Source organism: Polaromonas sp. P4_F9 (genome assembly GCF_056401235.1).
Window position 1 is genome coordinate 13,788 of sequence record NZ_JBFUJT010000047.1, and the last position, 20,486, is coordinate 34,273.

General features: G+C 63.8%; 21 protein-coding genes and 1 tRNA gene. 12 read left to right on the plus strand and 10 right to left on the minus strand.

From position 1 onward, the window contains the following. Position 1 precedes the first annotated feature (1 nt). The gene (locus tag AC1DUB_RS26320) at positions 2–1,249 is read left to right on the plus strand and encodes a dihydrolipoamide acetyltransferase family protein (RefSeq protein ID WP_477732056.1); all 1,248 of its coding nucleotides are present in this window, start codon (positions 2–4) and stop codon (positions 1,247–1,249) included. A gap of 5 nt (positions 1,250–1,254) precedes the next feature. Continuing rightward, entirely contained in the window at positions 1,255–1,374 is a 120-nt protein-coding gene (locus AC1DUB_RS26325) for a DUF4197 family protein (RefSeq protein ID WP_477732057.1), read from the plus strand. Between the two features lie 35 nt (positions 1,375–1,409). Here the strand turns inward: AC1DUB_RS26325 and AC1DUB_RS26330 are convergent, their stop codons facing one another. The 10 genes from AC1DUB_RS26330 to AC1DUB_RS26375 form a co-directional block, all read right to left on the minus strand. Continuing rightward, positions 1,410–2,027, minus strand: a complete 618-nt coding sequence (locus AC1DUB_RS26330) for a pyridoxamine 5'-phosphate oxidase family protein (protein ID WP_477732058.1) — start codon at positions 2,025–2,027, stop codon at positions 1,410–1,412. A gap of 286 nt (positions 2,028–2,313) precedes the next feature. Further along, a complete protein-coding gene (locus AC1DUB_RS26335) occupies positions 2,314–3,057 on the minus strand; it encodes an alpha/beta fold hydrolase (RefSeq protein ID WP_477732059.1) in 744 nt (247 codons plus the stop codon). Beyond that, on the minus strand, positions 3,057–4,292 hold the full coding sequence (locus tag AC1DUB_RS26340; protein ID WP_477732060.1) for a CaiB/BaiF CoA transferase family protein: 1,236 nt from the start codon (positions 4,290–4,292) through the stop codon (positions 3,057–3,059). Before AC1DUB_RS26340 ends, AC1DUB_RS26335 begins: the two co-directional genes overlap by 1 nt. Positions 4,293–4,353: 61 nt before the next feature. Continuing rightward, a tRNA-Ala gene (locus tag AC1DUB_RS26345) sits at positions 4,354–4,429 on the minus strand. 76 nt (positions 4,430–4,505) lie between these two features. Continuing rightward, positions 4,506–4,949, minus strand: a complete 444-nt coding sequence (cynS, locus tag AC1DUB_RS26350; RefSeq protein WP_477720734.1) for a cyanase — start codon at positions 4,947–4,949, stop codon at positions 4,506–4,508. 77 nt (positions 4,950–5,026) lie between these two features. Next, complete coding sequence (locus tag AC1DUB_RS26355) at positions 5,027–5,821, minus strand: ABC transporter ATP-binding protein (RefSeq protein WP_477732061.1); 795 nt, start codon at positions 5,819–5,821, stop codon at positions 5,027–5,029. A gap of 85 nt (positions 5,822–5,906) precedes the next feature. Continuing rightward, positions 5,907–6,770 (minus strand): nitrate ABC transporter permease, encoded by an 864-nt coding sequence (gene ntrB / locus AC1DUB_RS26360; RefSeq protein ID WP_477732062.1) that lies wholly within the window; start codon positions 6,768–6,770, stop codon positions 5,907–5,909. A gap of 132 nt (positions 6,771–6,902) precedes the next feature. Beyond that, positions 6,903–8,258, minus strand: coding sequence for a CmpA/NrtA family ABC transporter substrate-binding protein (locus AC1DUB_RS26365; RefSeq protein ID WP_477732063.1), 1,356 nt, complete (start codon positions 8,256–8,258; stop codon positions 6,903–6,905). A 117-nt stretch (positions 8,259–8,375) separates the two neighbouring features. Further along, positions 8,376–9,044 carry a response regulator transcription factor gene (locus AC1DUB_RS26370; RefSeq protein ID WP_477732064.1) on the minus strand — a complete coding sequence of 223 codons (669 nt, stop codon included), beginning with the start codon at positions 9,042–9,044 and terminating at the stop codon, positions 8,376–8,378. Between the two features lie 75 nt (positions 9,045–9,119). Continuing rightward, a complete protein-coding gene (locus AC1DUB_RS26375; RefSeq protein WP_477732065.1) occupies positions 9,120–10,358 on the minus strand; it encodes a sensor histidine kinase in 1,239 nt (412 codons plus the stop codon). A gap of 198 nt (positions 10,359–10,556) precedes the next feature. Here AC1DUB_RS26375 and AC1DUB_RS26380 point away from each other — a divergent pair, with 198 nt between their 5' ends. From AC1DUB_RS26380 to AC1DUB_RS26425, 10 genes are all read left to right on the plus strand, one after another. Then, a complete protein-coding gene (locus AC1DUB_RS26380) occupies positions 10,557–11,144 on the plus strand; it encodes a hypothetical protein (protein WP_477732066.1) in 588 nt (195 codons plus the stop codon). 58 nt (positions 11,145–11,202) lie between these two features. Next, the gene (locus AC1DUB_RS26385; protein WP_477732067.1) at positions 11,203–12,507 is read left to right on the plus strand and encodes an MFS transporter; all 1,305 of its coding nucleotides are present in this window, start codon (positions 11,203–11,205) and stop codon (positions 12,505–12,507) included. Next, positions 12,504–12,947: a PTS sugar transporter subunit IIA gene (locus AC1DUB_RS26390; RefSeq protein WP_477720742.1), complete on the plus strand. Its 444-nt coding sequence runs from the start codon at positions 12,504–12,506 to the stop codon at positions 12,945–12,947. The genes AC1DUB_RS26385 and AC1DUB_RS26390 overlap by 4 nt, the downstream gene beginning before the upstream one ends. Beyond that, positions 12,916–13,185: an HPr family phosphocarrier protein gene (locus AC1DUB_RS26395; RefSeq protein ID WP_477720743.1), complete on the plus strand. Its 270-nt coding sequence runs from the start codon at positions 12,916–12,918 to the stop codon at positions 13,183–13,185. The genes AC1DUB_RS26390 and AC1DUB_RS26395 overlap by 32 nt, the downstream gene beginning before the upstream one ends. 176 nt (positions 13,186–13,361) lie before the next feature. Beyond that, on the plus strand, positions 13,362–15,164 hold the full coding sequence (gene ptsP / locus AC1DUB_RS26400; protein WP_477732068.1) for a phosphoenolpyruvate--protein phosphotransferase: 1,803 nt from the start codon (positions 13,362–13,364) through the stop codon (positions 15,162–15,164). A gap of 280 nt (positions 15,165–15,444) precedes the next feature. Beyond that, a complete protein-coding gene (locus tag AC1DUB_RS26405; RefSeq protein WP_477720745.1) occupies positions 15,445–17,610 on the plus strand; it encodes a type I secretion system permease/ATPase in 2,166 nt (721 codons plus the stop codon). Further along, the gene (locus AC1DUB_RS26410) at positions 17,610–19,025 is read left to right on the plus strand and encodes an HlyD family type I secretion periplasmic adaptor subunit (protein ID WP_477732072.1); all 1,416 of its coding nucleotides are present in this window, start codon (positions 17,610–17,612) and stop codon (positions 19,023–19,025) included. Before AC1DUB_RS26405 ends, AC1DUB_RS26410 begins: the two co-directional genes overlap by 1 nt. Before the next feature lie 7 nt (positions 19,026–19,032). Further along, positions 19,033–19,719 carry a helix-turn-helix transcriptional regulator gene (locus tag AC1DUB_RS26415; protein WP_477732069.1) on the plus strand — a complete coding sequence of 229 codons (687 nt, stop codon included), beginning with the start codon at positions 19,033–19,035 and terminating at the stop codon, positions 19,717–19,719. Next, the gene (locus tag AC1DUB_RS26420; protein ID WP_477732070.1) at positions 19,716–20,096 is read left to right on the plus strand and encodes a hypothetical protein; all 381 of its coding nucleotides are present in this window, start codon (positions 19,716–19,718) and stop codon (positions 20,094–20,096) included. Before AC1DUB_RS26415 ends, AC1DUB_RS26420 begins: the two co-directional genes overlap by 4 nt. A gap of 184 nt (positions 20,097–20,280) precedes the next feature. Continuing rightward, on the plus strand, positions 20,281–20,486 hold a 206-nt coding region (locus AC1DUB_RS26425; RefSeq protein ID WP_477732071.1), incomplete at its 3' end, for a hypothetical protein.

Consider the following 20,486-nt stretch of genomic DNA (forward strand, 5'->3'; position numbering starts at 1 on the left):
CATGGGAGTCCACGTCATCAAGGTGCCCGACCTCGGCGAAGGCATTGCCGAGGTCGAACTGGTGGCCTGGCATGTGAAGGCTGGCGACCGCGTGACCGAGGATCAGGCGCTGGCCGACGTGATGACCGACAAGGCCACCGTCGAGATTCCGTCGCCTGTGGTCGGCAAGGTGATGGCCCTGGGCGGCGCGGTCGGCCAGGTGGTGGCGGTGGGGGCGGAGCTGATCCGCATTGAAGTGGCGGGGGAAGAGGCTGTCTCTCCCTCCCCTTCTGGGGGAGAGGCGGGGTGGGGGCCGCCGCCGCAAGCAGTGCAAGCGACGCAGGCGGGCCAGCCCCCATCCCAACCTTCCCCCAGAGAGGGAAGGAGCGAACGGCCCATCGCCTCACCCGCCGTACGCCGGCGCGCCTGGGAGCTGGGCATAGACCTGCAGCAGGTGGTTGCCAGCGGTGCGGGTGGCCGCATCATGCAGGCCGACCTCGAAGCCCACGTCGCCGCGCATGGAGCCGCGCATGAACTGGCAACACCGCCCGGCGTGGGCCCAGTACAGCGCCACGATGAAGAACGGGTGCCGGTGGTGGGCCTGCGCCGCCGCATCGCGCAGAAGATGCAGGAGTCCAAGCGCCGCATCCCGCACTTCACCTATGTCGAAGAAGTCGACGTCACCGAACTGGAGGTGCTGCGGGCGCGGCTGAACGCGCAGTGGGGGGCGCAGCGCGGCCACCTGACACTGCTGCCCCTGCTGGTGCGGGCCGTGGTGCTGGCCGTGCGCGAGTTTCCGCAGATCAACGCCCGCTTTGACGACGAGGCAGGCGTGGTCACGCGCCATGGCGCGGTGCACCTCGGCATTGCCACACAGACCGGGGCCGGCCTCATGGTGCCGGTGCTGCGCCATGCCGAGGCCAGGGATCTGTGGTCCAGCGCGGCAGAGGTCGTGCGCCTGGCCGAAGCCGCGCGCGCCGGCAAGGCCACACGCGACGAACTCACCGGTTCGACGCTGACCCTCACCAGCCTGGGCGCCCTGGGCGGTATCGTCTCGACACCGGTGATCAACTATCCCGAAGTGGCCATCGTCGGTGTCAACCGCATCGTGGAGCGGCCGGTAATGCGCGGCGGCGCGGTGGTGGCGCGGCAGATGATGAACCTGTCGTCGTCGTTTGACCACCGCGTGGTCGACGGCGTGGATGCAGCCAGGTTCGTGCAGGCCCTGCGCGGGTTTCTCGAATCCCCGGTCACGCTGTTCGTGGAGTAGGGCCCATGGGCAATTCGTTCGATGGCCTACACCTGATCATTGGGGAAGAAGAAAAGAAAGTTCGCCAAGCCCCGGTGGACGCCAGCAGCGCCGTGCTGCAGAAGGTGTTTGGGGCGCTCTCGTAGGGTGATTTGCAGTCGGGGACTGATGAAGACGGCCTTCAGGGGCCTCCCTCTTTCTTGCCGTCTGGACGGTCGCGAGCCGGCAGGGCATCGCGAAAGGCATCAAACGTCTTCCACGCGGGAACTGGCGGCGTGTACCCTGACTTGGGTGCGTAGACCGAGTAGTCGACAAGTTGCATCTTGTGGATGTAGCGAGGGCAGTTCGGAAAGATGCGCGTTGCCGTGACGCGAACGATGAACACCGAGCCCGGGTACTCGGTGCGCAAGGGGTCATCTTCGCTGACCTGCGCTGTGCCGTTCACCCGAAGTCGCTTCGGGTTTTCGAAGTCCAGGAACAGGAGCCCGATATGGGGGTTGACCAGAACATTTCCCCAGGACCTGTACATTCCGTTGCCATCGTAATCAGGAATGGCAAGCGTGCGATCGTCGAGGACACGCACGAACCCTGGCAAGCCACCTTTATAAGAGCAGTCGGGATGGCCGTCGGCGTCAGCTGTGGCGATGAAGAGCATGGGGCAGCGCTCGATAAACGCACGGTCTTCCCCGGTAAACGCCGCGCGAACGGTCACCTGCTCCAGGCGGTCCGCCAGGGGCTGTGTTTCGCGCACTTCCTGAAGACGCCGCATTCCTTCGTGATACATCGGATCGTCCGCCATGGTTCCTCCCGGCAGGTCAGTGGGACCGGACCCTGACGTGCTGTGATGACGCCAGGGGTGGAGACTACTGCACTACTGCATGTGGTCAGTGCTCATTGCATCAGCTGTCCAAGTGTGAAACCGGCAGGCATCAAAGGCGGACTGCCGCAATGAGGTGATGGACTCCCCCGCTTGTTTGCGCGTGGGAATCAGCACTTCAAACGAAAGAGTTCCGGGATCAATGCTACTACCCTTGCCGTCGATTTGGCAAAGTCTTTGTTCCTGCCAGCTGTGCTGACGAGCCGCGTCAAGCGGCGCAGTCCAGCAGGATTTTCGTCAGCGCATGCGGGTCGCTGATCATGGGGTCGTGGCCGGTCGGGATCTCGACGAATTTCGAGTTGGGCAGCCAGGCGCCGTCCCAGAATTTCGGGTCTTTCGCGCGCAGGCGGCTGGGGTCAATCGTGGCCAGTGCCGGCCGTGTGCAGCTCACATAGGTGCGCGGCACGGCGGCGACGCGCTGCATGTCGAAATTCAGCGGCGCCTGGTAGGTGTTGCCGGGGTGCGGTGTCTGGCGGCGTTTCACCCAATCGCGGTCGGCGTCGTGCAGGCCAAACACTTCCGGGTCGGGCGGCGGAAAGCTGAACCGGGTCGAGGCCTGCGCCGCCGTCAGGCGCTGCTGCTGCGTGGCCGCTGACTGCGTGCTGCTCCAGCTTTCGCCGGGTTTGGGCAGCACCGCATCGACGTACACCAGATGTTTGATCCGCTTCGACAGGCGGTCGGCCACGGCGGTGCCTATCATTCCGGCGTAGGAGTGGACAGCCAGTGTCACCTCACTGAGTTCTTCCACTTCAATGGCGCTGATCACGTCGTCGATGTGGGTATCCAGGTTGATGGACGGCGACAGCAGGTGGGCACGTTCCCCCAGCCCGGTCAGCGTCACCGCGTAGACCTTGTGGTGATCGAGCTGCAGGGCCTGGGTGACGCGCCGCCAGCACCAGCCACCATGCCAGGCCCCGTGCACCAGAACAAAATTGTGGGAATTGTGGGTCATCAGATCACCTCGCTTCTTTTAAGCTCAGACAACTTCTCGTCCGGGTAGTTCAGCATGTCGCGCAGAACTTCCTCGGTGTGCTGGCCCAGCAGCGGCGGCGGCAGGTCGCAACGCACCGGCGTGGCGCTGAGCTTGATGGGGCTGGAAACCAGGCGCAGGTCATGTTTGACCGGGTGCTGCCAGTGCGTGACCATGTGCCGTGCCTCGATTTGCGGGTCGGCAAACACCTCGGCCAGGTTGTTGATGGCGCCGCAGGGCACCTTGGCGGCTTCCAGCGCGGCCAGCCAGTCGGGCTTGGTGCGTGTTTTCAGGATGGCCTCCAGCAGCGGCACCAGCACCGCCCGGTTGCGCACGCGGTTCTGGTTTTTGGCGTAGCGCGGGTCGCTGGCCAGTTCGGGGTGACCCGCCACCGCGCAAAACTTGGCGTACTGGCCATCGTTGCCCACGGCCAAAATCAGGTGATCCTTGTGGCCGTCGGCCGCCGGCGCCACCTCAAACACCTGGTAGGGCACGATGTTCTGGTGTGCGTTGCCGGCGCGGCCCGGCGCCTTGCCGCTCACCAGGTAGTTGGCGCTGAGGTTGGCCAGCATGGCCACCTGGGTGTCGAGCAGCGCCATGTCGACCTGCTGGCCTTCGCCGGTCCTTTCGGCATGGCGGAGTGCGGCGAGGATGGCCACCGTGGCGTACATGCCGGTCATCAAATCGGCCACGGCCACGCCGACCTTTTGCGGCCCGCCGCCAATATCGTCCCGCTCGCCAGTCACGCTCATCAGGCCGCCCATGCCCTGGATCGCGTAGTCATAACCGGCGCGATCGGCATAGGGGCCGGTCTGGCCAAAGCCGGTGACCGAGCAGTACACCAGGCGCGGGTTGATGCTTTTAAGCGACGCATAGTCCAGGCCATACCGCGCCATGTCGCCGACCTTGAAGTTCTCGACGAAGACGTCACAATGCGCGGCCAGCTCGCGTATCAGCGCCTGCCCGGCCGGCCGGGCAATGTCGCAGGTCACCGAGCGCTTGTTGCGGTTGGTGCCGAGGTAGTAGGCGGCCTCCTGCGTCTCTGCGCCCTGGTCGTCCATCAAAAACGGCGGGCCCCAGGTTCGCGTGTCGTCGCCAGTGCCCGGGCGCTCGATCTTGATGACGTCGGCGCCCAGGTCGGCCAGCGTCTGGGTACACCAGGGGCCCGCGAGCACGCGGGAGAGGTCGAGAACGCGGATGCCGTCGAGTGAGTTCATGCCCTCATTTTGCCCTCAGAAGGCCAAACTGGCATCCAGGCAATGAAAGCAGAAAAATGACTGGTGGAGCGGATGAGGATCGAACTCACGACCTCTGCATTGCGAACGCAGCGCTCTCCCAGCTGAGCTACCGCCCCACAGCCTGAATATTAATCCGGATCAGCCGGCGGTGCCACTCTCCCACGCGGCGCCCGTCCCGGCGGTTTAGCAGTATCAATAGGTCTTGTACGGCAAAAACTTGCCCGACAGCACCACGTTGACGCGGTCGCCCTTCGGGTCGGGCTGGCGCACGATGTCCATGCTGAAGTCGATGGCGCTCATGATGCCGTCGCCGAATTCTTCGTGAATCAGTTCCTTGATGGTGGTGCCGTAGACGCTGACGATTTCGTACCAGCGGTAGATCAGCGGGTCGGTGGGCACCGGCGTCGGGAGCGAGCCCTTGTACGGCACGACCTGCAGCCATTTTTGCTCTTCAGCCGTCAGGCCAAAAATCTTGCCGACGACTTTGGCCTGCTTGTCGTCAAAGGTCATCTGGCCCAGGCAGCCGGCGGTGACCCATTCCTTGCTGAGGCCCACCTTCTTGGCGACCGATTCCCAGGTGATGCCCTTGGCAACCTTGGTGGTGATGATTTTTTCGGTGATGTCGTTGCGGTTCATGTCTATGGCTCCTGTGTTTGAAGTGGTTTTGAGGTGGTTGTGAAGGGGTTGTGAAGTGGTGGTGTCCGGGTCGGGCGTCAATGCGCCTTGGCGCGCATGACGAGAAAATCGACAATGTGGTTGCGCAGCTCGTAGTAACCCGGCAGGTGGTGCAGGCCGGCGCGGGTGCGCTCGCGCGGCAGCGGGTTCCGCACTTCCTCGGCGATGCGGCCGGGGGCATAGCCTTCTGCGTTCTCCGTACCGTTGCTCATCAGCAAGATGCGGTCGGCCAGCAAGATGGCTTCGTCCACGTCGTGCGTGATCATGAACACCGTTTGGTGCGTTTCGCGCACGATGGTCATGAGCTCGTCCTGAATCGTGCCGCGTGTCAGTGCATCCAGTGCGCCAAAGGGTTCGTCCAGCAGCAGCATCTTGGGCTGGATGGCGAAGGCGCGCGCAATGCCTACACGCTGCTTCATGCCGCCCGAGAGTTGCGACGGTTTTTTGTCGATGGCGGCACTCAGGCCCACCATGGCCACAAACTTTTCGACGTGGGCATTGACCTGCGCGGCGGCCCAGTCAGGCCAGCGCGACACCACCGCAAACGCGATGTTCTTGCGCACGGTCAGCCAGGGCATCAGCGCATGGCTTTGAAACACCACGCCGCGCTCCAGACTGGGCCCGGCAATCTCGCGGTTGTCCATGAAGACATGGCCCGCGGTGGCGCTGTCCAGGCCGGCCAGCACATTGAGGATGGTGGTTTTACCGCAGCCCGAGTGGCCGATGATGCAGACGAACTCGCCCTTGTCGATGGTGAAACTGACATCGGCAAACACCGGCTTGGCCGGGACAAAGGCCTTGCTCAAGCTTTCTATTTTGAGGAATCCCTGCATGCTGTGTTCTTTCTGGGGGCTGGGTGCCGCTTGAGGGTTCTGAGGGCTCGCCGCTTCGGTATGCGATGCGGGACGCAAGGCGGTTTCACTCCACATACGTCACCATCTTCTGCAATTGGGCAAAGCTGAGATCCAGCAGCATGCCGACGATGCCGATCACGAGAATGGCAAAGATCACGTTGGTCAGCGAGAGGTTGTTCCACTCATTCCAGACAAAGTAGCCAATGCCGGTGCCGCCCACTAGCATCTCGGCGGCCACAATCACCAGCCAGGCGATGCCCATGGAAATGCGCATGCCGGTAAAAATGGTGGGCGCCGCCGCCGGCAGGATCACCAGGAAGGCCTTGCGCAGCGGGCTGACTTCCAGCGTGCTGGCCACATTGAGCCACTCGCGCTTGACGGCAGACACGCCAAAGGCGGTGTTGATCAGCATGGGCCAGACCGAGCAGATGAAGATCACAAAGATGCCCGAGATGGACGAGTCCTTGATGGTGTAAAGCGCCAGCGGCATCCAGGCCAGCGGCGAGATGGGCTTGAGCACCTGGATGAAAGGATCAAACGCACGCCGCAGCAGGGGCGACATGCCGATCACAAAGCCTAGTGGCACGGCCACCGCGCAGGCCAGCAAAAAGCCCAGGCCCACGCGCGCCAGCGAATGGCCCAGCTGGATCAGGATGCCCTTGTCGTTGGGGCCGTTGTCGTACACCGGGTTGGACACCTGCTTCCAGATCGCCGTGCCCATCTGGCCCAGCGTCGGGAATCCGGTGGTCTTGGTACTGCCCGGGTCCTTGCCCATCATCTTCTGGTATTCGATCTGCTCGGCGCTCAGCCCCGCCGTACTGGCCACGGGCGTGCCCGGCGAAGGCAGCGTGGCGGTGTACCAGATGCCCAGGAAGGCCAGGAAGATGAGCAGCGAGACCAGGCCCGCTTTGAGGTTCAAAGATTTCATGGTGTTACCCGAAGTGAGCGAGGGACTTCAATCCAGAGCAAGCCGGGGCCGCGGAACCGGCTTTGCCGGGCCGCAGGCGCAGCGGCCCCCCCGGGGGGCAGGGAGCTACACGCAGTGAGCGACCGTGGGGGCTCATAGCTTATTGATGGCAAAGCTCTTCACATAGTCATCGGGCCTGGCGGGGTCAAACTCCTTGCCCATGACCTTGAACTTTTTGTAGGCACCTTCTGGCGGCCTGAAGCCGGCCAGCGACATCTGCTTCTTGGCTTCGGTGAGCAGGAACACCTTCTCGGCAATCTGCCGGTAGTTGACGTCGCCCTTCACATAGCCCCAGCGTTTCATCTGGGTCAGCATCCAGACCGCCATGCTCTGCCACGGCACCGGGTCGAAGTTGGCACGGTCGGGCACATTTTTGATATTGCCCAGGCCATCGGCAAACTTGCCGGTCAGCACCTGCTGCAAAACGGCTTCCGGCTGGTTGAGGTATTGCGTCGGCGCGATCACCTTGGCAATCAGGTCGCGGTCCTTGGGCTGGCTGGCCATGAAGGAGGCGCCCAGCACCGCGCGGTAGAGGGCCGCAAAGGTGTTGGGATTTTTCTGGATGAACTCGTCGCTCACGCCAAAGGCGCAGCATGGGTGGCCGTCCCAGATTTCCTTGGACAGGATGTGGATGAAGCCCACCTCGTCGTAGACCGCGCGCTGGTTGAAGGGATCGGGGCCGAGGAAGCCGTCGATGTTGCCCGCGCGCAGGTTGGCCACCATCTCCGGCGGCGGCACCACGCGCAGCTGCACATCGGTGTCGGGGTTCAGCCCGTTCTCGGCCAGGTAGTAGCGCAGCAAAAAGTTGTGCATGCTGTACTCGAACGGGATCGCGAACTTGAAGCCCTTCCAGTTCTTCGGGTCGCGGTTGTTCTTGTGCTTGACGTGCAGCGTGATGGCCTGGCCGTTGGTGTTCTGGATGCTCGCCACATTCATGTTGACCTGGTTGGACCCGAGGCCCATGGTCATGGCCAGTGGCATCGGCGACAGGAAGTGCGAGGCGTCATGCTCCTTGTTGATCATCTTGTCGCGAATCAGCGCCCAGCCGGCCGTCTTGTTGAGCTGCACGTTCAGCCCTTCTTTTTTATAGAAACCCAGCGGGTCGGCCATGATCAGCGGGCTGGCGCAGGTGATGGCGATGAAGCCGATCTTGAGGTCTTTCTTCTCCAGCGGGCCGCGGTCCTGCGCCATCGCCTGCAGCGCGCCCATGGGGAAGACGGAGGCAATCGCCGCGCGCGCTGTGTTGGCGCCTACCGCCCGCAGGAAGCTGCGGCGTACGCTGTCGACCGGGAACAGCGCCTTGACCAGGCTGGCCTCCATGAAGCTGTGCGACAGCTCCTGCGCGCTGGCCGCAGCCGCGTCATGCTCGCCCGGTGCATGGTCCTGTCCGCAGGCGCAGCGCAGTATCAGCGGTCGGTCGGCATCATAGGCATCGAAGCGATTGGACATCGGGTTCCCCGTTGGTAAAGATGCCATGCTTCATGCAAGGGACGGGCCCGTCGGGGTGGTTTGGCCCGCTGCATCGGTAAAACGCAGTGCAGTCCTCGAGGCCGTGTAGGGCCGCCCCTACAAATGGGCGGTTTTGGTGTGGCGCTCGGCATACAACGCCAGCTCCACGTCATTGCGGGTGCCGGTTTTTTCGAGGATGCGCGCACGGTAGGTGCTGACGGTGTTGGGTGCCAGATTCAGCTGTGCACCAATTTCGCCCACGGACTTGCCGGCCGTGAGCAGGCGGAACACCTGGTGCTCGCGGTGCGACAGCGACTCGGTGCCACCACCGCCACCGGTTTTGGTGGCGCTGTTGCCGACGGCGCTGGCCAGTGCCTCGGCGGCAACAGCCGACACGTAGACGCCGCCGGCAGCCACCTTGCGCACCGCGGCAATCATGTCGTCGGGGTTGGCGCTCTTGTTCAGGTAACCGGCGGCGCCGAGCTTAATGCAGCGCACCGCATACTGCTTTTCCGGGTAGGTGCTGAGCATCAGCACCGCCAGCCGGGGCCAGCTTTTCTTCAGTGCCTGCAACACATCCAGGCCGTCGCGGTCGGGCAGCGCAATGTCCAGCAGCACGGCGTCCAGGCCGCTGTCGCCGCCCAGGGCGTCGACGCGCTGCAGGATGTCCGGGCCGGTTTCCGCTTCGGCCACCACCTCGATTTCCGGGGCATCGGCCAGCACCTGCTTCAGGCCTTCGCGCACGATGCGGTGATCGTCGCCGATCAGAATTTTCACGGTGTTCATGGTGGGTAAACAGTCTTGTTGTTGCTGTTGCTGTTGTTGTTATTGCTATTGCTATTGCTATTGCTATTGCTATTGCTATTGGATTTGATTTTGAAGCTGAATATGCAGGTGAAACAGGGCGCCGTGTCCAACTTGACTTGAAATCTCGAGCGTGCCGCCGAGATGGCGCGCCCGCTCCCGCATGCCCATCACGCCATACGCATTGGCCGCTTCAAAGGCGGCGGCCTCGGCACCCTTGCCGTTGTCCTGCACCGCGATGCTGATGTCCCGGGCCGTGGCCTGGATGGTGATGGCGACCCGGCTGGCCTGTGCGTGACGGCCCACATTGCTGAGCATTTCCTGGAAGATGCGGAAGATGCCGATGGCCGCCTGCTCCGGCAGCGGTGTGGCATCGTTTACGTTCATCTGCCAGTCCAGCGCGAGTTCGGCGGAGTGCACGAATTCATGCGCCTGCCAGTCGAGCGCGGCCCACAGGCCCTGGTGGTCCAGGATGCTGGGACGCAGGTCGGTGATGATGCGGCCCACGTTGTCGACGGCCGCCTCAATCAGTCGGCCCATGTTCTGGCATTTGCTGCGCATGCGTTCCCGCATGGCCTGGGCCTCATCGACGCTGCGCTGCTGCTGCTCGCCCAGGCGCTTGTCGAGCCAGCCCACGTCCATCTTCAGCGCGACCAGCAGGCTGCCCAACTCGTCGTGCACCTCGCGTGCGATGCGGGTGCGCTCGTCCTCGCGCACGCTGTGGGTATAGGCTGAGAGTTCGCGCAACTGTTCCAGGGCTTCCGACAGCGCCTGGGTCCGCTCGCTCACGCGCTGCTCCAGCACGGCGTGGGCCTGCCGCAGGGCATCCTCGGCCTGGCGGCGTGCCGAGATGTCGACGAAAGTGACCACCGCGCCTTGCACCACGCCGCCTTCGACAATGGGATAAGAAGAGTATTCCACCGCAAACGCACTGCCGTTTTTGCGCCAGAACAGTTCGGTGTCAATGCGGCAGGGCAGGGCCTTGCGGAAGGCATTGAAGATGGGGCACAAATGCTCGGGGTAGTGTGCGCCGCCGGCATGGGAGTGGTGCGCCAGTTCGTGCATGTTGTGGCCCAGCACCTCGGCAGGCAGCCAGCCCAGCTGCTCGGCCCCAGCCCGGTTGATGAAGGTGCAGCGGCCGTCCATGTCGATGCCGAAAATCCCTTCTCCGGTGGATTCCAGCAACTGCGAGAGCTTGTCCCGCCAGATCACTTGCCCGGCCCCCGGAAGGTGGGCCGGCACCGCTTGCCCCAAGGGCAGGCCGCGCATCTCGGGCAGGAGGGTGTCTTCAACCATGTGTTCCAGGTAGCAAACATCGTGCCCAGATTGGTGCAAAAACAGGCGCCGCCATGGCGCCAAAGTGGTGCATCGCCCGTAGGTATCGCTGAAACCATGCAAAATCACACCCCACCCGGCCCCAAGATGGCGCGCGAATGGCTGTAAAGTGCGATGCTTGCTGACCCTCCCGCGAAGACTGAGCCCTGAGCGCACCTGATGCCACGACAGACCCCCACCTTTTCAATGGCTGCCATGGCGGCGCTACTGGCGCTGGCAATGGCGTTTGCGGCCTGTAGCCCCGCCTTCAACTGGCGCGAGGTACGCCTCGACAACACCCGCTTGAGCCTGTTGTTGCCCTGCAAGCCCGACAAGGCACAAAAAACTGTGCCGCTCGGCGGCCGGCCGACCATGATGCTCATGTTGGGCTGCGATGCCGGCGGCGCGACCTTTGCCGTGGCGGTGGCCGACCTGGGTGATGCGGCCAAGGCTGCTCCCGTTCTGGCCCAATGGCAAAGCCTGACGCTGGCCAACATGAAGGCCGCTCCGGCAGGTGCCGGAACCGTCCCGGGTGTCACGCAGGTCGTTCCATTCAAGCTCCCCGGCGCGTCTGCGGAGCCCACGCCCCTGCTGGTGAGCGCCCAGGGGCAGCGCGCCGACGGGACCGCCGTGACGGGCCGGGCCGCCTACTTCGCCCAGGGGTCGCAGGTCTTTCAGGTGGTGATGTATGCGGGGACGACAACGCCAAAGCGCGACGCGGCGGCCGAGGTGGCCGAGACTTTTTTCGCAGGCCTCAAGTTCGAATGAAGCCAGCCACCATCCCACAAGATAAAGATGTAACGATGCGGACCAGACCTCCTGCTGTATGACAAGGGCACAGAATGCCTCGTCATCGACGGCGGTAGCGCCTGTTGCGACTGTTGGCCCGGCCGCGCCACGCCCGCTGGACAGGAAAACCGCCGCCATCGTCTTCCTGGCCTTTGCGGCCGCCTATTTCTGTTCTGCGCTGGTGCGTGCCATCACGGCCACGCTGTCGCCGGTGTTGAGCCAGGACTTTGCCTTGCAGGCACGTGACCTGGGGTTGCTGGGTGCGGGCTATTTTCTGGGGTTTGCGTCCACGCAGCTGCCGCTGGGCGCCTGGCTGGACCGCTACGGCCCCAAGCGTGTGATCCTGTGTTTCCTGAGCCTGGCCGTGCTGGGTTGCCTGGCCTTTTCGCTGGCGGGCACCTTTGCCTGGTTGTTCGCCGCCCGCGTGCTGGTCGGCATGGGCGTCAGCGCCTGCCTGATGGCCCCGCTCACCGGCTACCGCCGCTGGTTCGAGGGGCCTGCCGTTTTGCGCGCCAATTCCTGGATGCTGATGACCGGCTCGCTCGGCATGCTGGCCTCCACCCTGCCGGTGCAATGGCTGATGCCGTTGATGGGCTGGCGTCCGCTGTTCTGGATTCTGGCGGCGATGATTCTGCTGTCCATGGGCGTGATCGCCTGGGTGGTGCCTGCTTGGCAGAAGAATGCCGGCACAACCCACGGGGTTCCCGAGACGGCAGGCGCAGAAGCAAGCTACGCCTTGGTCTGGCGCAGCCGGTATTTCCAGAAAATGGCGCCACTGGCTTTCTTCAACTACGGCGGCCTGGTGGCGGTGCAGACGCTGTGGGCCGGCCCGTGGATGGTCAGGGTGGCCGGCTACACCCCGCTGGAGGCGGCCACGGGTCTTTTCTACATCAACGCCGCCATGCTGGTGACTTTCTGGGCCTGGGGCATGGTCAACCCCTGGCTGGTCGGGCGAGGCTGGAGCGCCAATCGGCTGATCGGCTGGGGCGTGCCTGTCAGCCTGCTGGTTCTGGCGGCCAACATCCTCGCCGGCAGCGCCACCGGGTGGCTGGGCTGGGCTCTTTTTTGCATGAGTTCCAGCGCTCTGGGCCTGGCCCAGCCGGCGGTGGGCATGGCGTTCAGCGCGTCATTGGCCGGGCGCGCCATGTCGGCCTACAACCTGATGATCTTTGGCGGCGTGTTTGTGGTGCAATGGAGCATTGGCCTGGCTGTTGACGCATTCAGGGCCGCAGGACTGACCGAAGTGGCCAGTTTTCAGGCGGCTATGGGAGTGTTTTTATGTTGCTGTATAGCCTCATATGGGTATTTCCTCAGTGTGAACGCTGATAATTCACCCCAATGAACGGCATTTTCATCATCGCCCATGCCCCGCTGGCTTCCGCCCTGCGTCAGTGCATGCTGCATGTGTTTCCCGACAACGCCGCCGGCGTTGCGACGCTGGATGTGCAGCCCAACATGCCGCCCGAAGAAACGCTGGCCCAGGCCCGCGTCATGCTGGAGCAACTGGGCACCTCGCACGCCCTGGTGCTGGTGGACGTTTTTGGCGCCACCCCCTGCAACGTGGCGCAAAAACTGGTCGATGGGGTCCATTCCAAGCTGATCACAGGCGTCAACCTGCCCATGCTGCTGCGTACCGTGTCCTACCGGCACGAGTCGCTCGATGCTTTGGTGGCGCGCGCACTGGTGGGCGCCACGCAGGGGGTGATGCAGGTGGCTATCACCGCGCCGCAAAATCAGGTACGCAGAACTCATGATCAAGACCAGCACGAACATCAACAATAAGCTGGGCCTGCATGCCCGGGCATCCGCAAAACTCACCAAACTCGCCGGCAGCTTTCCCTGTGAGGTCTGGATGAGCCGGGGCGAGCGCCGGGTCAACGCCAAGAGCATCATGGGGGTGATGATGCTCGCGGCCGGGCTGGGCAGCACGGTGGACATTGAAACCAATGGGGAGCAGGAGCAGGCGGCGATGGATGCCTTGCTGGCGCTCATTGCCGACAAATTCGGCGAGGGCGAGTAAGGATATGTCCCCAAGGGCTGATGTTCCTTGGGGAGGCCCTGCGAAAATGGGTGTTGCTCTTCATCGTGCCTGCTGCATCGGTTGCGGCAGTTGCGTCGGCCAGGTCACGAATTGAACCGGGCATTGAACCGGGCCCTTGTTCTTTGGTCTTTGTGCTTTGTTAATAGGGGAGTTGAATGACGTTTTCAGTCCACGGTCTGGCGGTGTCGCGAGGTATTGCGATTGGCCGCGCCGTGCTCGTGGCGTCCAGCCGTGCCGATGTAGCGCACTACTTTATCGACCCCGGCAAGACCGTTGAAGAAATTACGCGTGCCCGGCTGGCGCGCAACGCTGTGGCGGAAGAAATTACCCGCCTGCAGCAGGATCTGCCGCCGGATGCGCCGCACGAACTGGCCGCCTTGCTGGATGTTCACCTGATGCTGCTGCAGGACGAGCAGCTGATCAGCGGCGTCAAGCACTGGATCACCGAGCGCCATTACAACGCCGAGTGGGCGTTGGCCACGCAGTACGAAATCATCGCCCGCCAGTTCGATGACATGGAAGACGAGTACCTGCGTGAGCGCAAGGCGGACCTGGAGCAGGTGGTGGAGCGCATGCTGCGCTACATGAAAGGCGTGGCCTCACCGGTGCAGCCGGTCGGGCCTGCCGGCGCGAGCCGCAAGCATTCGCAGGGGCTGCTGCTGGACGACACCATGGATGTGCCCCTGGTGCTGATTGCGCACGATATCTCCCCGGCCGACATGCTGCAGTTCAAGCAGAGCCTGTTTGCCGGTTTTGCGACCGACGTCGGCGGCCGGACCTCGCATACGGCGATCGTGGCACGCAGCATGGACATCCCCGCAGTGGTCGGCGCGCGCAGCGCCAGCCAGCTGATCGAGCAGGACGACTGGGTCATCATCGACGGCGACGCCGGCGTGCTGATTGTCGATCCCTCGCCCATCATCCTGGCCGAGTACGGCTTCAAGCAGCGCCAGGGCGAGCTGGAGCGCGAGCGGCTGAACCGGCTCAAGCACACCCCCGCCGTGACGATAGACGGGCAGAAAGTGGAGTTGCTGGCCAATATTGAAATGCCCGAGGACACCGTGGGTGCTGTCAATGCCGGCGCCGTGGGCGTCGGGTTGTTCCGCAGCGAGTTCCTGTTCATGGGGCGCAGTGGCGATCTGCCCGATGAGGAAGAGCAATACCGGGCTTACCGCAAGGCCGTTGAGGGCATGCACGGCCTGCCCGTGACCATCCGTACGGTCGACGTGGGCTCGGACAAACCGCTGGACCGGATGGACAGGGCGCAGGACAGCCACCTCAATCCGGCGCTCGGCCTGCGCGCCATTCGCTGGAGCCTGGCCGACCCGCCAATGTTTTTGACGCAGCTGCGTGCCATCCTGCGCGCCGCGGCCCACGGCCAGGTTAATTTGCTGGTGCCCATGCTGGCCCACGGCGCCGAGATTCGCCAGACCATGGCGTTGATTGACCACGCACGCGCCACACTGGACAGCAAGGGCACGCCGTATGGGCCGGTGCGCCTGGGCGCCATGATCGAAATTCCGGCTGCGGCGCTCACGCTCAAGCTCTTCCTCAAATACTTTGACTTCCTGTCCATCGGCACCAACGACCTCATCCAGTACACCCTGGCCATAGACCGGGCGGATGAGTCCGTGGCGCATTTGTACGACCCTTGCCACCCGGCGGTACTGCATCTGGTGGCCGGGACCATCGCGGAATGCAATGCGCAGGGCAAAGGGGTCAGCGTGTGCGGGGAAATGGCCGGCGACGTGAGCATGACGCGGCTGCTGCTGGGCTTGGGATTGCGCAGCTTTTCCATGCATCCGTCGCGCATCCTGGCGGTCAAGCAGCAAATCTTGCGAGCTGATGCCAGCAAGCTCAGCGTCTGGGCTGCGCAGGTGCTTGATGCGGAGGACCCGGCCGCCCTGATAAACGCCACCTTGTCGCCCGCACCGGTGCCTGTGCTGGCCAACGCCTAGTCTGTCGGGCTGGGAAATCGTCAACTAATCGTCGGCTGCAAGTCGACCGCAGCGGTAATATTCCCCATTTCTCCCCTTTTTTTTGCCCCATGGCGGGGCTATGGGTTGGGCCTGCAAATCCGGCAAAAACTGTCCTCGCCGGGGGGGATTTTCGCTTTCGGCGCCCCAAACCCGACAGGTTTCTGGTACCTCGTCACACGGGGCTACACCTCTGGATACTCCGGACATGTCTTGTTACACTGAAAACCGATGCAATGTGTGTCGGTGAGTGGGAGGACCAATGTCCAGTGGCCAGATCTCAGGAGATGGAAAATCGTCCGCGGTGCTTTCCGCGCACGATGAGTTGCTCGCTTGCTTGCTGATTGTTGCGCGAGCCCATGGCGAGGTTCTGACGCGTGACGCGGTCATGGCGGGCCTTCCGGCCGAACACCAGCGGCTGACGCCCAGTCTGTTTGTCCGCGCGGCCCGGCGTGCCCGGCTCAGCAGTCAGCTGGTCCGCAAAAACCTCGACCGGCTCAAGGATGCCTTGCTGCCCGCCATCGTGCTGATGCATGGCCAGAAGGCGTGCGTGCTGCTGGGCTTCAATGAAGACCGCAGCGCCGCCCGGATGGTCTACCCCGAGCTCGGCGACGCGCCGGTGACGGTGCCCCTGGCGAACCTGGAGACAGATTACACGGGCGTCTCCATCTATGTACGACCCAGCCTGCGCTTTGACGCCCGCGCTCCCGAAGTGCGCGCCGGCCGTCATGGCCACTGGTTCTGGAGCGTCGTGGCCGAGAGCCGGCCGCTCTACCGCGACGTGCTGCTGGCCGCCCTGCTGGCCAACCTGTTTGCGCTCGGCCTGCCCCTCTTCACGATGAATGTTTACGACCGCGTGGTGCCCAACCATGCGTTTGAAACCCTGTGGGTGCTGGCCTTGGGGCTGATGTTGATGCTGGTGAGCGACCTGGTGCTGCGCACATTGCGCAGCCGGTTTGTCGACCTCGCCAGCAGCCGTGCCGATGTCAAGTTGTCGGCCTTCATCATGGAGCGCGTGCTCGGCATGCGCATGGAGCAGCGGCCGGTCTCCGCCGGCTCGTTCGCGTCCAACCTGCGGGCGTTTGAGTCTGTGCGGGATTTCATCGGTTCGGCCACCGTGGTGGCATTCATTGACCTGCCGTTCGCACTCATTTTCATGATCGTGATTGGCTGGATCTCCTGGCCCATGCTGATTCCCCTCGGCGTGGGCGCGGCCATCATGCTGCTGTACGCGCTGGCCGTGCAGGGCCGGATGCACGAACTGGCAGAAACCACTTACCGCGCGGCGGCGCAGCGCAATGCCACCCTGATCGAAGGCCTCGTGGGCTTCGAAACCCTCAAGGCCCTGGGCGCCGAGTCAGCCATCCAGAGCAAATGGGAAAAAAGCGCGGCGTTGCTGGCGCGGGTGGGCGCGCAATTGCGTTTGCTGTCGTCCACCGCCAGCAATACCTCGGCATTTGTGCAGCAACTCGTCAGCCTGGTCATCGTCATCATCGGCGTCTACGTGATTGCCGAACGCGAGCTGACCGTAGGCGGCCTGATTGCCTGCACCATGCTGGCCTCTCGCGCCATGGCGCCGGTGGGGCAGGTGGCGGGCCTGCTGGTTCAGTACCACACGGCCGCCACCGCGCTGACGTCGCTCAATGAAATGATGGCGCGCGACGTGGAGCGCCCGGCTGACACCACGTTCATCAGCCGTGGTCATCTCAAGGGAGCCATCGACTTCCGCGATGTGAGCTTCTCCTACCCGGGCCAGGATACGCCGTCACTGCGCAACCTGACATTGAGCATCAAGCCGGGGGAAAGGGTGGCTATCCTGGGGCGCATCGGCTCGGGCAAGACCACGCTGGAAAAACTCATTCTGGGCCTGTACCGGCCTACGACCGGGGCTGTGCTGGTGGATGGCGTCGACCTGCGCCAGCTTGACCCCGCCGAACTGCGGCGCCAGATCGGCTACGTGCAGCAGGACGTGATGCTGTTCTATGGCAGCCTGCGGGACAACATTACCCTGGGCGCACCGCTGGCGGAAGATGCCGACATCGTGAAGGCGGCCGAAATCGGCGGCATTATCGGGCTGGTGAATCAGCACCCCCAGGGCTTTGACATGCTGGTCGGCGAGCGCGGTGAATCGTTGTCTGGCGGGCAGCGCCAGGGCGTCGCCATTGCGCGTGCGGTCATCAACGATCCCCCCATCCTGTTGCTGGACGAGCCCACCTCGTCGATGGACTACTCCAGCGAAGAAGATATCAAGCGCCGCCTGAAGGAGTTTTCGGTCGGCAAGACCGTGGTGCTGATCAGCCACCGCACCTCGGTGCTGGAACTGGCGGATCGCATCATCGTCATGGACGGTGGCCGTATCGTGGCCGACGGTCCCAAGGATCAAGTGGTCACCGCACTGCGCCAGGGGCGCGTTGGAAAGGCTGCATGATGGCCTGGCTCAGCGAAAAAGCCTTTGAACGCCTGGGCGACTGGATCAGCCGGTCAACTAAATCCAGCCAGAAGGCGTTCGATCCGCTGGTCAAGCGGCTCACGCCGGTTGAGGAGCAGGACTCGCTCGACTGGGCAGGCGATGCCGACTGGGCCCGCCTGCAGCAGGAGCCCTTGCGCGCAAGGCGGCTGCTGCGCCTGGCCGCGGGCGTCCTGGGCCTGCTGGTGATCTGGGCCTACTTTGCCGAGCTCGACGAAGTCACCCGCGGCGAGGCCCGCGTGGTGCCGACCAGCCAGGTGCAGATCATCCAGAGTGTCGACGGCGGTGTGGTGGAGGCCCTGCTCGTCAAGGAGGGGCAGGTGGTCGACGCCGGCCAGCTGCTGATGCGCGTGGACCCGACGCGCTTTGTCTCCACCATGCAGGAAAGCCGCGCCGCCCAGCTGTCTTACCAGGCCAAGGCCCTGCGGCTGGAGGCCCTGACGCGGGGCAATCCGTTCAACCCGCCCGCGGAACTGGTGCGTGAAGCGCCCGACATCGTCGCGCAGGAGTTGCGCCTGTATGAATCACGCCGGGCCGAAATCGGCGCCCAGCTTTACATATCTCAGGCCCAGCTGTCCCAGCGCCAGCAGGAGCTCAACGAAGTCCTTGCCCGCCGTGACCAGGCCGAGCGCAGCCTGGAACTGATGAACAAGGAACTCAACGCCACACGCCCCATGATTGCCACCGGCGCTGTCTCTGAAGTGGAAGTGCTGCGCCTCGAGCGCGACGTGGCTCGCCTGCGCGGTGACCGGGAGCAGGCCACGGCGCAGATCTCGCGTGTGCAGTCGTCCATCCTGGAGGCTACGCGCAAGATAGAGGAAGTGCAGCTCACCAGTCGCAACCAGATGAGCGGCGAGCTGTCGGAGACCATGAACAAGCTGGCCAGCCTGTCGCAGGGAGGGCGGGCGCTTGAAGACAAAGTCAAGCATGCCGATATCAAGTCACCCGTGCGCGGCACCGTCAAGCGCCTGCTGGTCAACACCATGGGGGCGGTGGTGCAGCCCGGCAAGGAAGTGGTTGAGATTGTGCCCCTGGACGACACGCTGATTCTGGAGGTGCAAATCACCCCCAAGGACATTGCCTTCCTGCGGCCCGGGCAGCAGGCCATGGTGAAGTTCAGCGCCTATGACTTTTCCATTTACGGTGGCCTGGAGGCGGATGTGATCAACATCGGCGCCGACTCGGTCATTGACGAAAAAGGCAACGCCTTCTTCCACGTGCGGGTGCGCACGCACAAACCCAGCCTGGGCCCGAACCTCCCCATCATTCCGGGCATGGTGGCACAGGTTGACATTCTCACTGGCAAGAAATCGGTGTTGGCTTATCTGCTCAAACCCGTACTGCGTGCCAAAGCCAACGCCCTGAGTGAGCGGTGAGCGAGCGATGAGTATCGAGCACCTGTTCCTGACCACCCTTGCCGCGCCCGTGCCGGAGCGCTGGTGCGAGGCGTTTCCCGCAGGGCAGGTGCACAAGGCGCCGGCCATGTTGGCCTGTTTGCGGGGCCGGCCCGCGAACGCAAGCCTGATCTGGATCAGCACCGCCGACGCGCAATGGGCTGTGCATCTGCGCCAGTTCTTGCAGGTCCTGCCTGGGGCGCCCGTCGTGGTGGTGTCCGGCCTGCCTCATCCACTCGAAGGCCTGGACGCTCTCGACAAGGGTGCGCGCGGCTACACCCATGCCTATGCCGTGCCTGCGCTGTTGCAGGAGGTCGCCCTGGTCGTCGAGCATGGCGGCCTGTGGGTGGGCCCGGACCTGATGCGCCGCCTGGTCGCCTCGACCCATGCGGCGCTCGCACGACTCCCTGCGGCCCCCGCTGCTGCCGCGGTGGCCCCTGGCCAGAACGCCTGGGCCCAATTGTCCGCACGCGAAGCCGAAGTGGCCAACGCTGTTTCGGCCGGGCGCTCCAACAAGGAGGTGGCCGCCCTGATGCACATTTCGGAGCGCACCGTCAAAGCCCACCTCGGTGCGGTGTTCGAGAAGCTTGGCGTGCGTGATCGTCTGCAACTGGTGCTGCGCCTTTCCGCATCCACCGACCCGGCGCAGACCCCTGAGCGAGAGCTATTGTCATGACTGATACACCGCCACCGGCAAGCGCCCTGCTGTGCCGTCGCAATGCTGCGGGACGCATCGTCGCACTGACCCATCAATCCATGAGCGCGCAAGACGCGCTGGCCGCAGGCTGGGAGGCCGTGCATGGGGCTGATCCCGGGGTGGAAGAATTTGTACGCGAGGTCTCCAGCCAGACCAATCCACTGAGCCAGACCGATGCCGGCCTGGCCCGCGTGCTGGAAGATCTGATCGACGTACTCATCAACCGGGGGTTGATCCAGTTCACCGACCTGCCCGCGGCGGCCCAAGCCAAGCTGCTTGAGCGACGCCAGACCCGGGCCAGCCTGGCCAACCGGCTGGAATTGCTGCCCGACGACGGCGACAGCTTCCCGCTTTGATGCGGCGCGCTGCGGGGCAGCGCCGCTCCACATAGTCGCGGAATTGCGGGATTATTACCGGATAGCCCAAGATATGGACCTAAGTCCAATAGACGGGCTGGCGACGCCACCTTACTCTTCGGGTCATCAATGTTGATAACCTGGGCTTGCGGGCCCGGGCTTCTTTTTTTCACCGGAGAGCATCATGGCCCAATTCGCTACCGTCGCCGCCATTACAGGAAATGGCACCGTTCTGGCTGTTGACGTGCAGGGCAAGACCCGCGCGCTGAAGGTCGGTGACACCCTGCAAAAGGGCGAAACGGTACGCACCGTCGGGGACGTGCGGGTCGAGCTCATCATGGAAGACGGCCACCATCTGGCGATTGCGCCCGCGCAAAGCGTGCGCCTCGA

Excerpts from the sequence above, each read along its gene's own strand:
- AC1DUB_RS26380 (WP_477732066.1), top strand. The coding sequence starts at position 10,557 with ATGCCACGACAGACCCCCACCTTTTCAATGGCTGCCATGGCGGCGCTA.
- AC1DUB_RS26335 (WP_477732059.1), bottom strand. The coding sequence starts at position 3,057 with ATGACCCACAATTCCCACAATTTTGTTCTGGTGCACGGGGCCTGGCAT.
- AC1DUB_RS26410 (WP_477732072.1), top strand. The coding sequence starts at position 17,610 with ATGGCCTGGCTCAGCGAAAAAGCCTTTGAACGCCTGGGCGACTGGATC.
- AC1DUB_RS26370 (WP_477732064.1), bottom strand. The coding sequence starts at position 9,044 with ATGAACACCGTGAAAATTCTGATCGGCGACGATCACCGCATCGTGCGC.
- AC1DUB_RS26325 (WP_477732057.1), top strand. The coding sequence starts at position 1,255 with ATGGGCAATTCGTTCGATGGCCTACACCTGATCATTGGGGAAGAAGAA.
- AC1DUB_RS26340 (WP_477732060.1), bottom strand. The coding sequence starts at position 4,292 with ATGAACTCACTCGACGGCATCCGCGTTCTCGACCTCTCCCGCGTGCTC.
- AC1DUB_RS26385 (WP_477732067.1), top strand. The coding sequence starts at position 11,203 with ATGACAAGGGCACAGAATGCCTCGTCATCGACGGCGGTAGCGCCTGTT.
- AC1DUB_RS26355 (WP_477732061.1), bottom strand. The coding sequence starts at position 5,821 with ATGCAGGGATTCCTCAAAATAGAAAGCTTGAGCAAGGCCTTTGTCCCG.
- AC1DUB_RS26330 (WP_477732058.1), bottom strand. The coding sequence starts at position 2,027 with ATGGCGGACGATCCGATGTATCACGAAGGAATGCGGCGTCTTCAGGAA.
- AC1DUB_RS26365 (WP_477732063.1), bottom strand. The coding sequence starts at position 8,258 with ATGTCCAATCGCTTCGATGCCTATGATGCCGACCGACCGCTGATACTG.
- cynS (WP_477720734.1), bottom strand. The coding sequence starts at position 4,949 with ATGAACCGCAACGACATCACCGAAAAAATCATCACCACCAAGGTTGCC.
- AC1DUB_RS26375 (WP_477732065.1), bottom strand. The coding sequence starts at position 10,358 with ATGGTTGAAGACACCCTCCTGCCCGAGATGCGCGGCCTGCCCTTGGGG.
- AC1DUB_RS26390 (WP_477720742.1), top strand. The coding sequence starts at position 12,504 with ATGAACGGCATTTTCATCATCGCCCATGCCCCGCTGGCTTCCGCCCTG.
- AC1DUB_RS26405 (WP_477720745.1), top strand. The coding sequence starts at position 15,445 with ATGTCCAGTGGCCAGATCTCAGGAGATGGAAAATCGTCCGCGGTGCTT.
- AC1DUB_RS26420 (WP_477732070.1), top strand. The coding sequence starts at position 19,716 with ATGACTGATACACCGCCACCGGCAAGCGCCCTGCTGTGCCGTCGCAAT.
- AC1DUB_RS26395 (WP_477720743.1), top strand. The coding sequence starts at position 12,916 with ATGATCAAGACCAGCACGAACATCAACAATAAGCTGGGCCTGCATGCC.
- ntrB (WP_477732062.1), bottom strand. The coding sequence starts at position 6,770 with ATGAAATCTTTGAACCTCAAAGCGGGCCTGGTCTCGCTGCTCATCTTC.
- AC1DUB_RS26320 (WP_477732056.1), top strand. The coding sequence starts at position 2 with ATGGGAGTCCACGTCATCAAGGTGCCCGACCTCGGCGAAGGCATTGCC.
- AC1DUB_RS26415 (WP_477732069.1), top strand. The coding sequence starts at position 19,033 with ATGAGTATCGAGCACCTGTTCCTGACCACCCTTGCCGCGCCCGTGCCG.
- ptsP (WP_477732068.1), top strand. The coding sequence starts at position 13,362 with ATGACGTTTTCAGTCCACGGTCTGGCGGTGTCGCGAGGTATTGCGATT.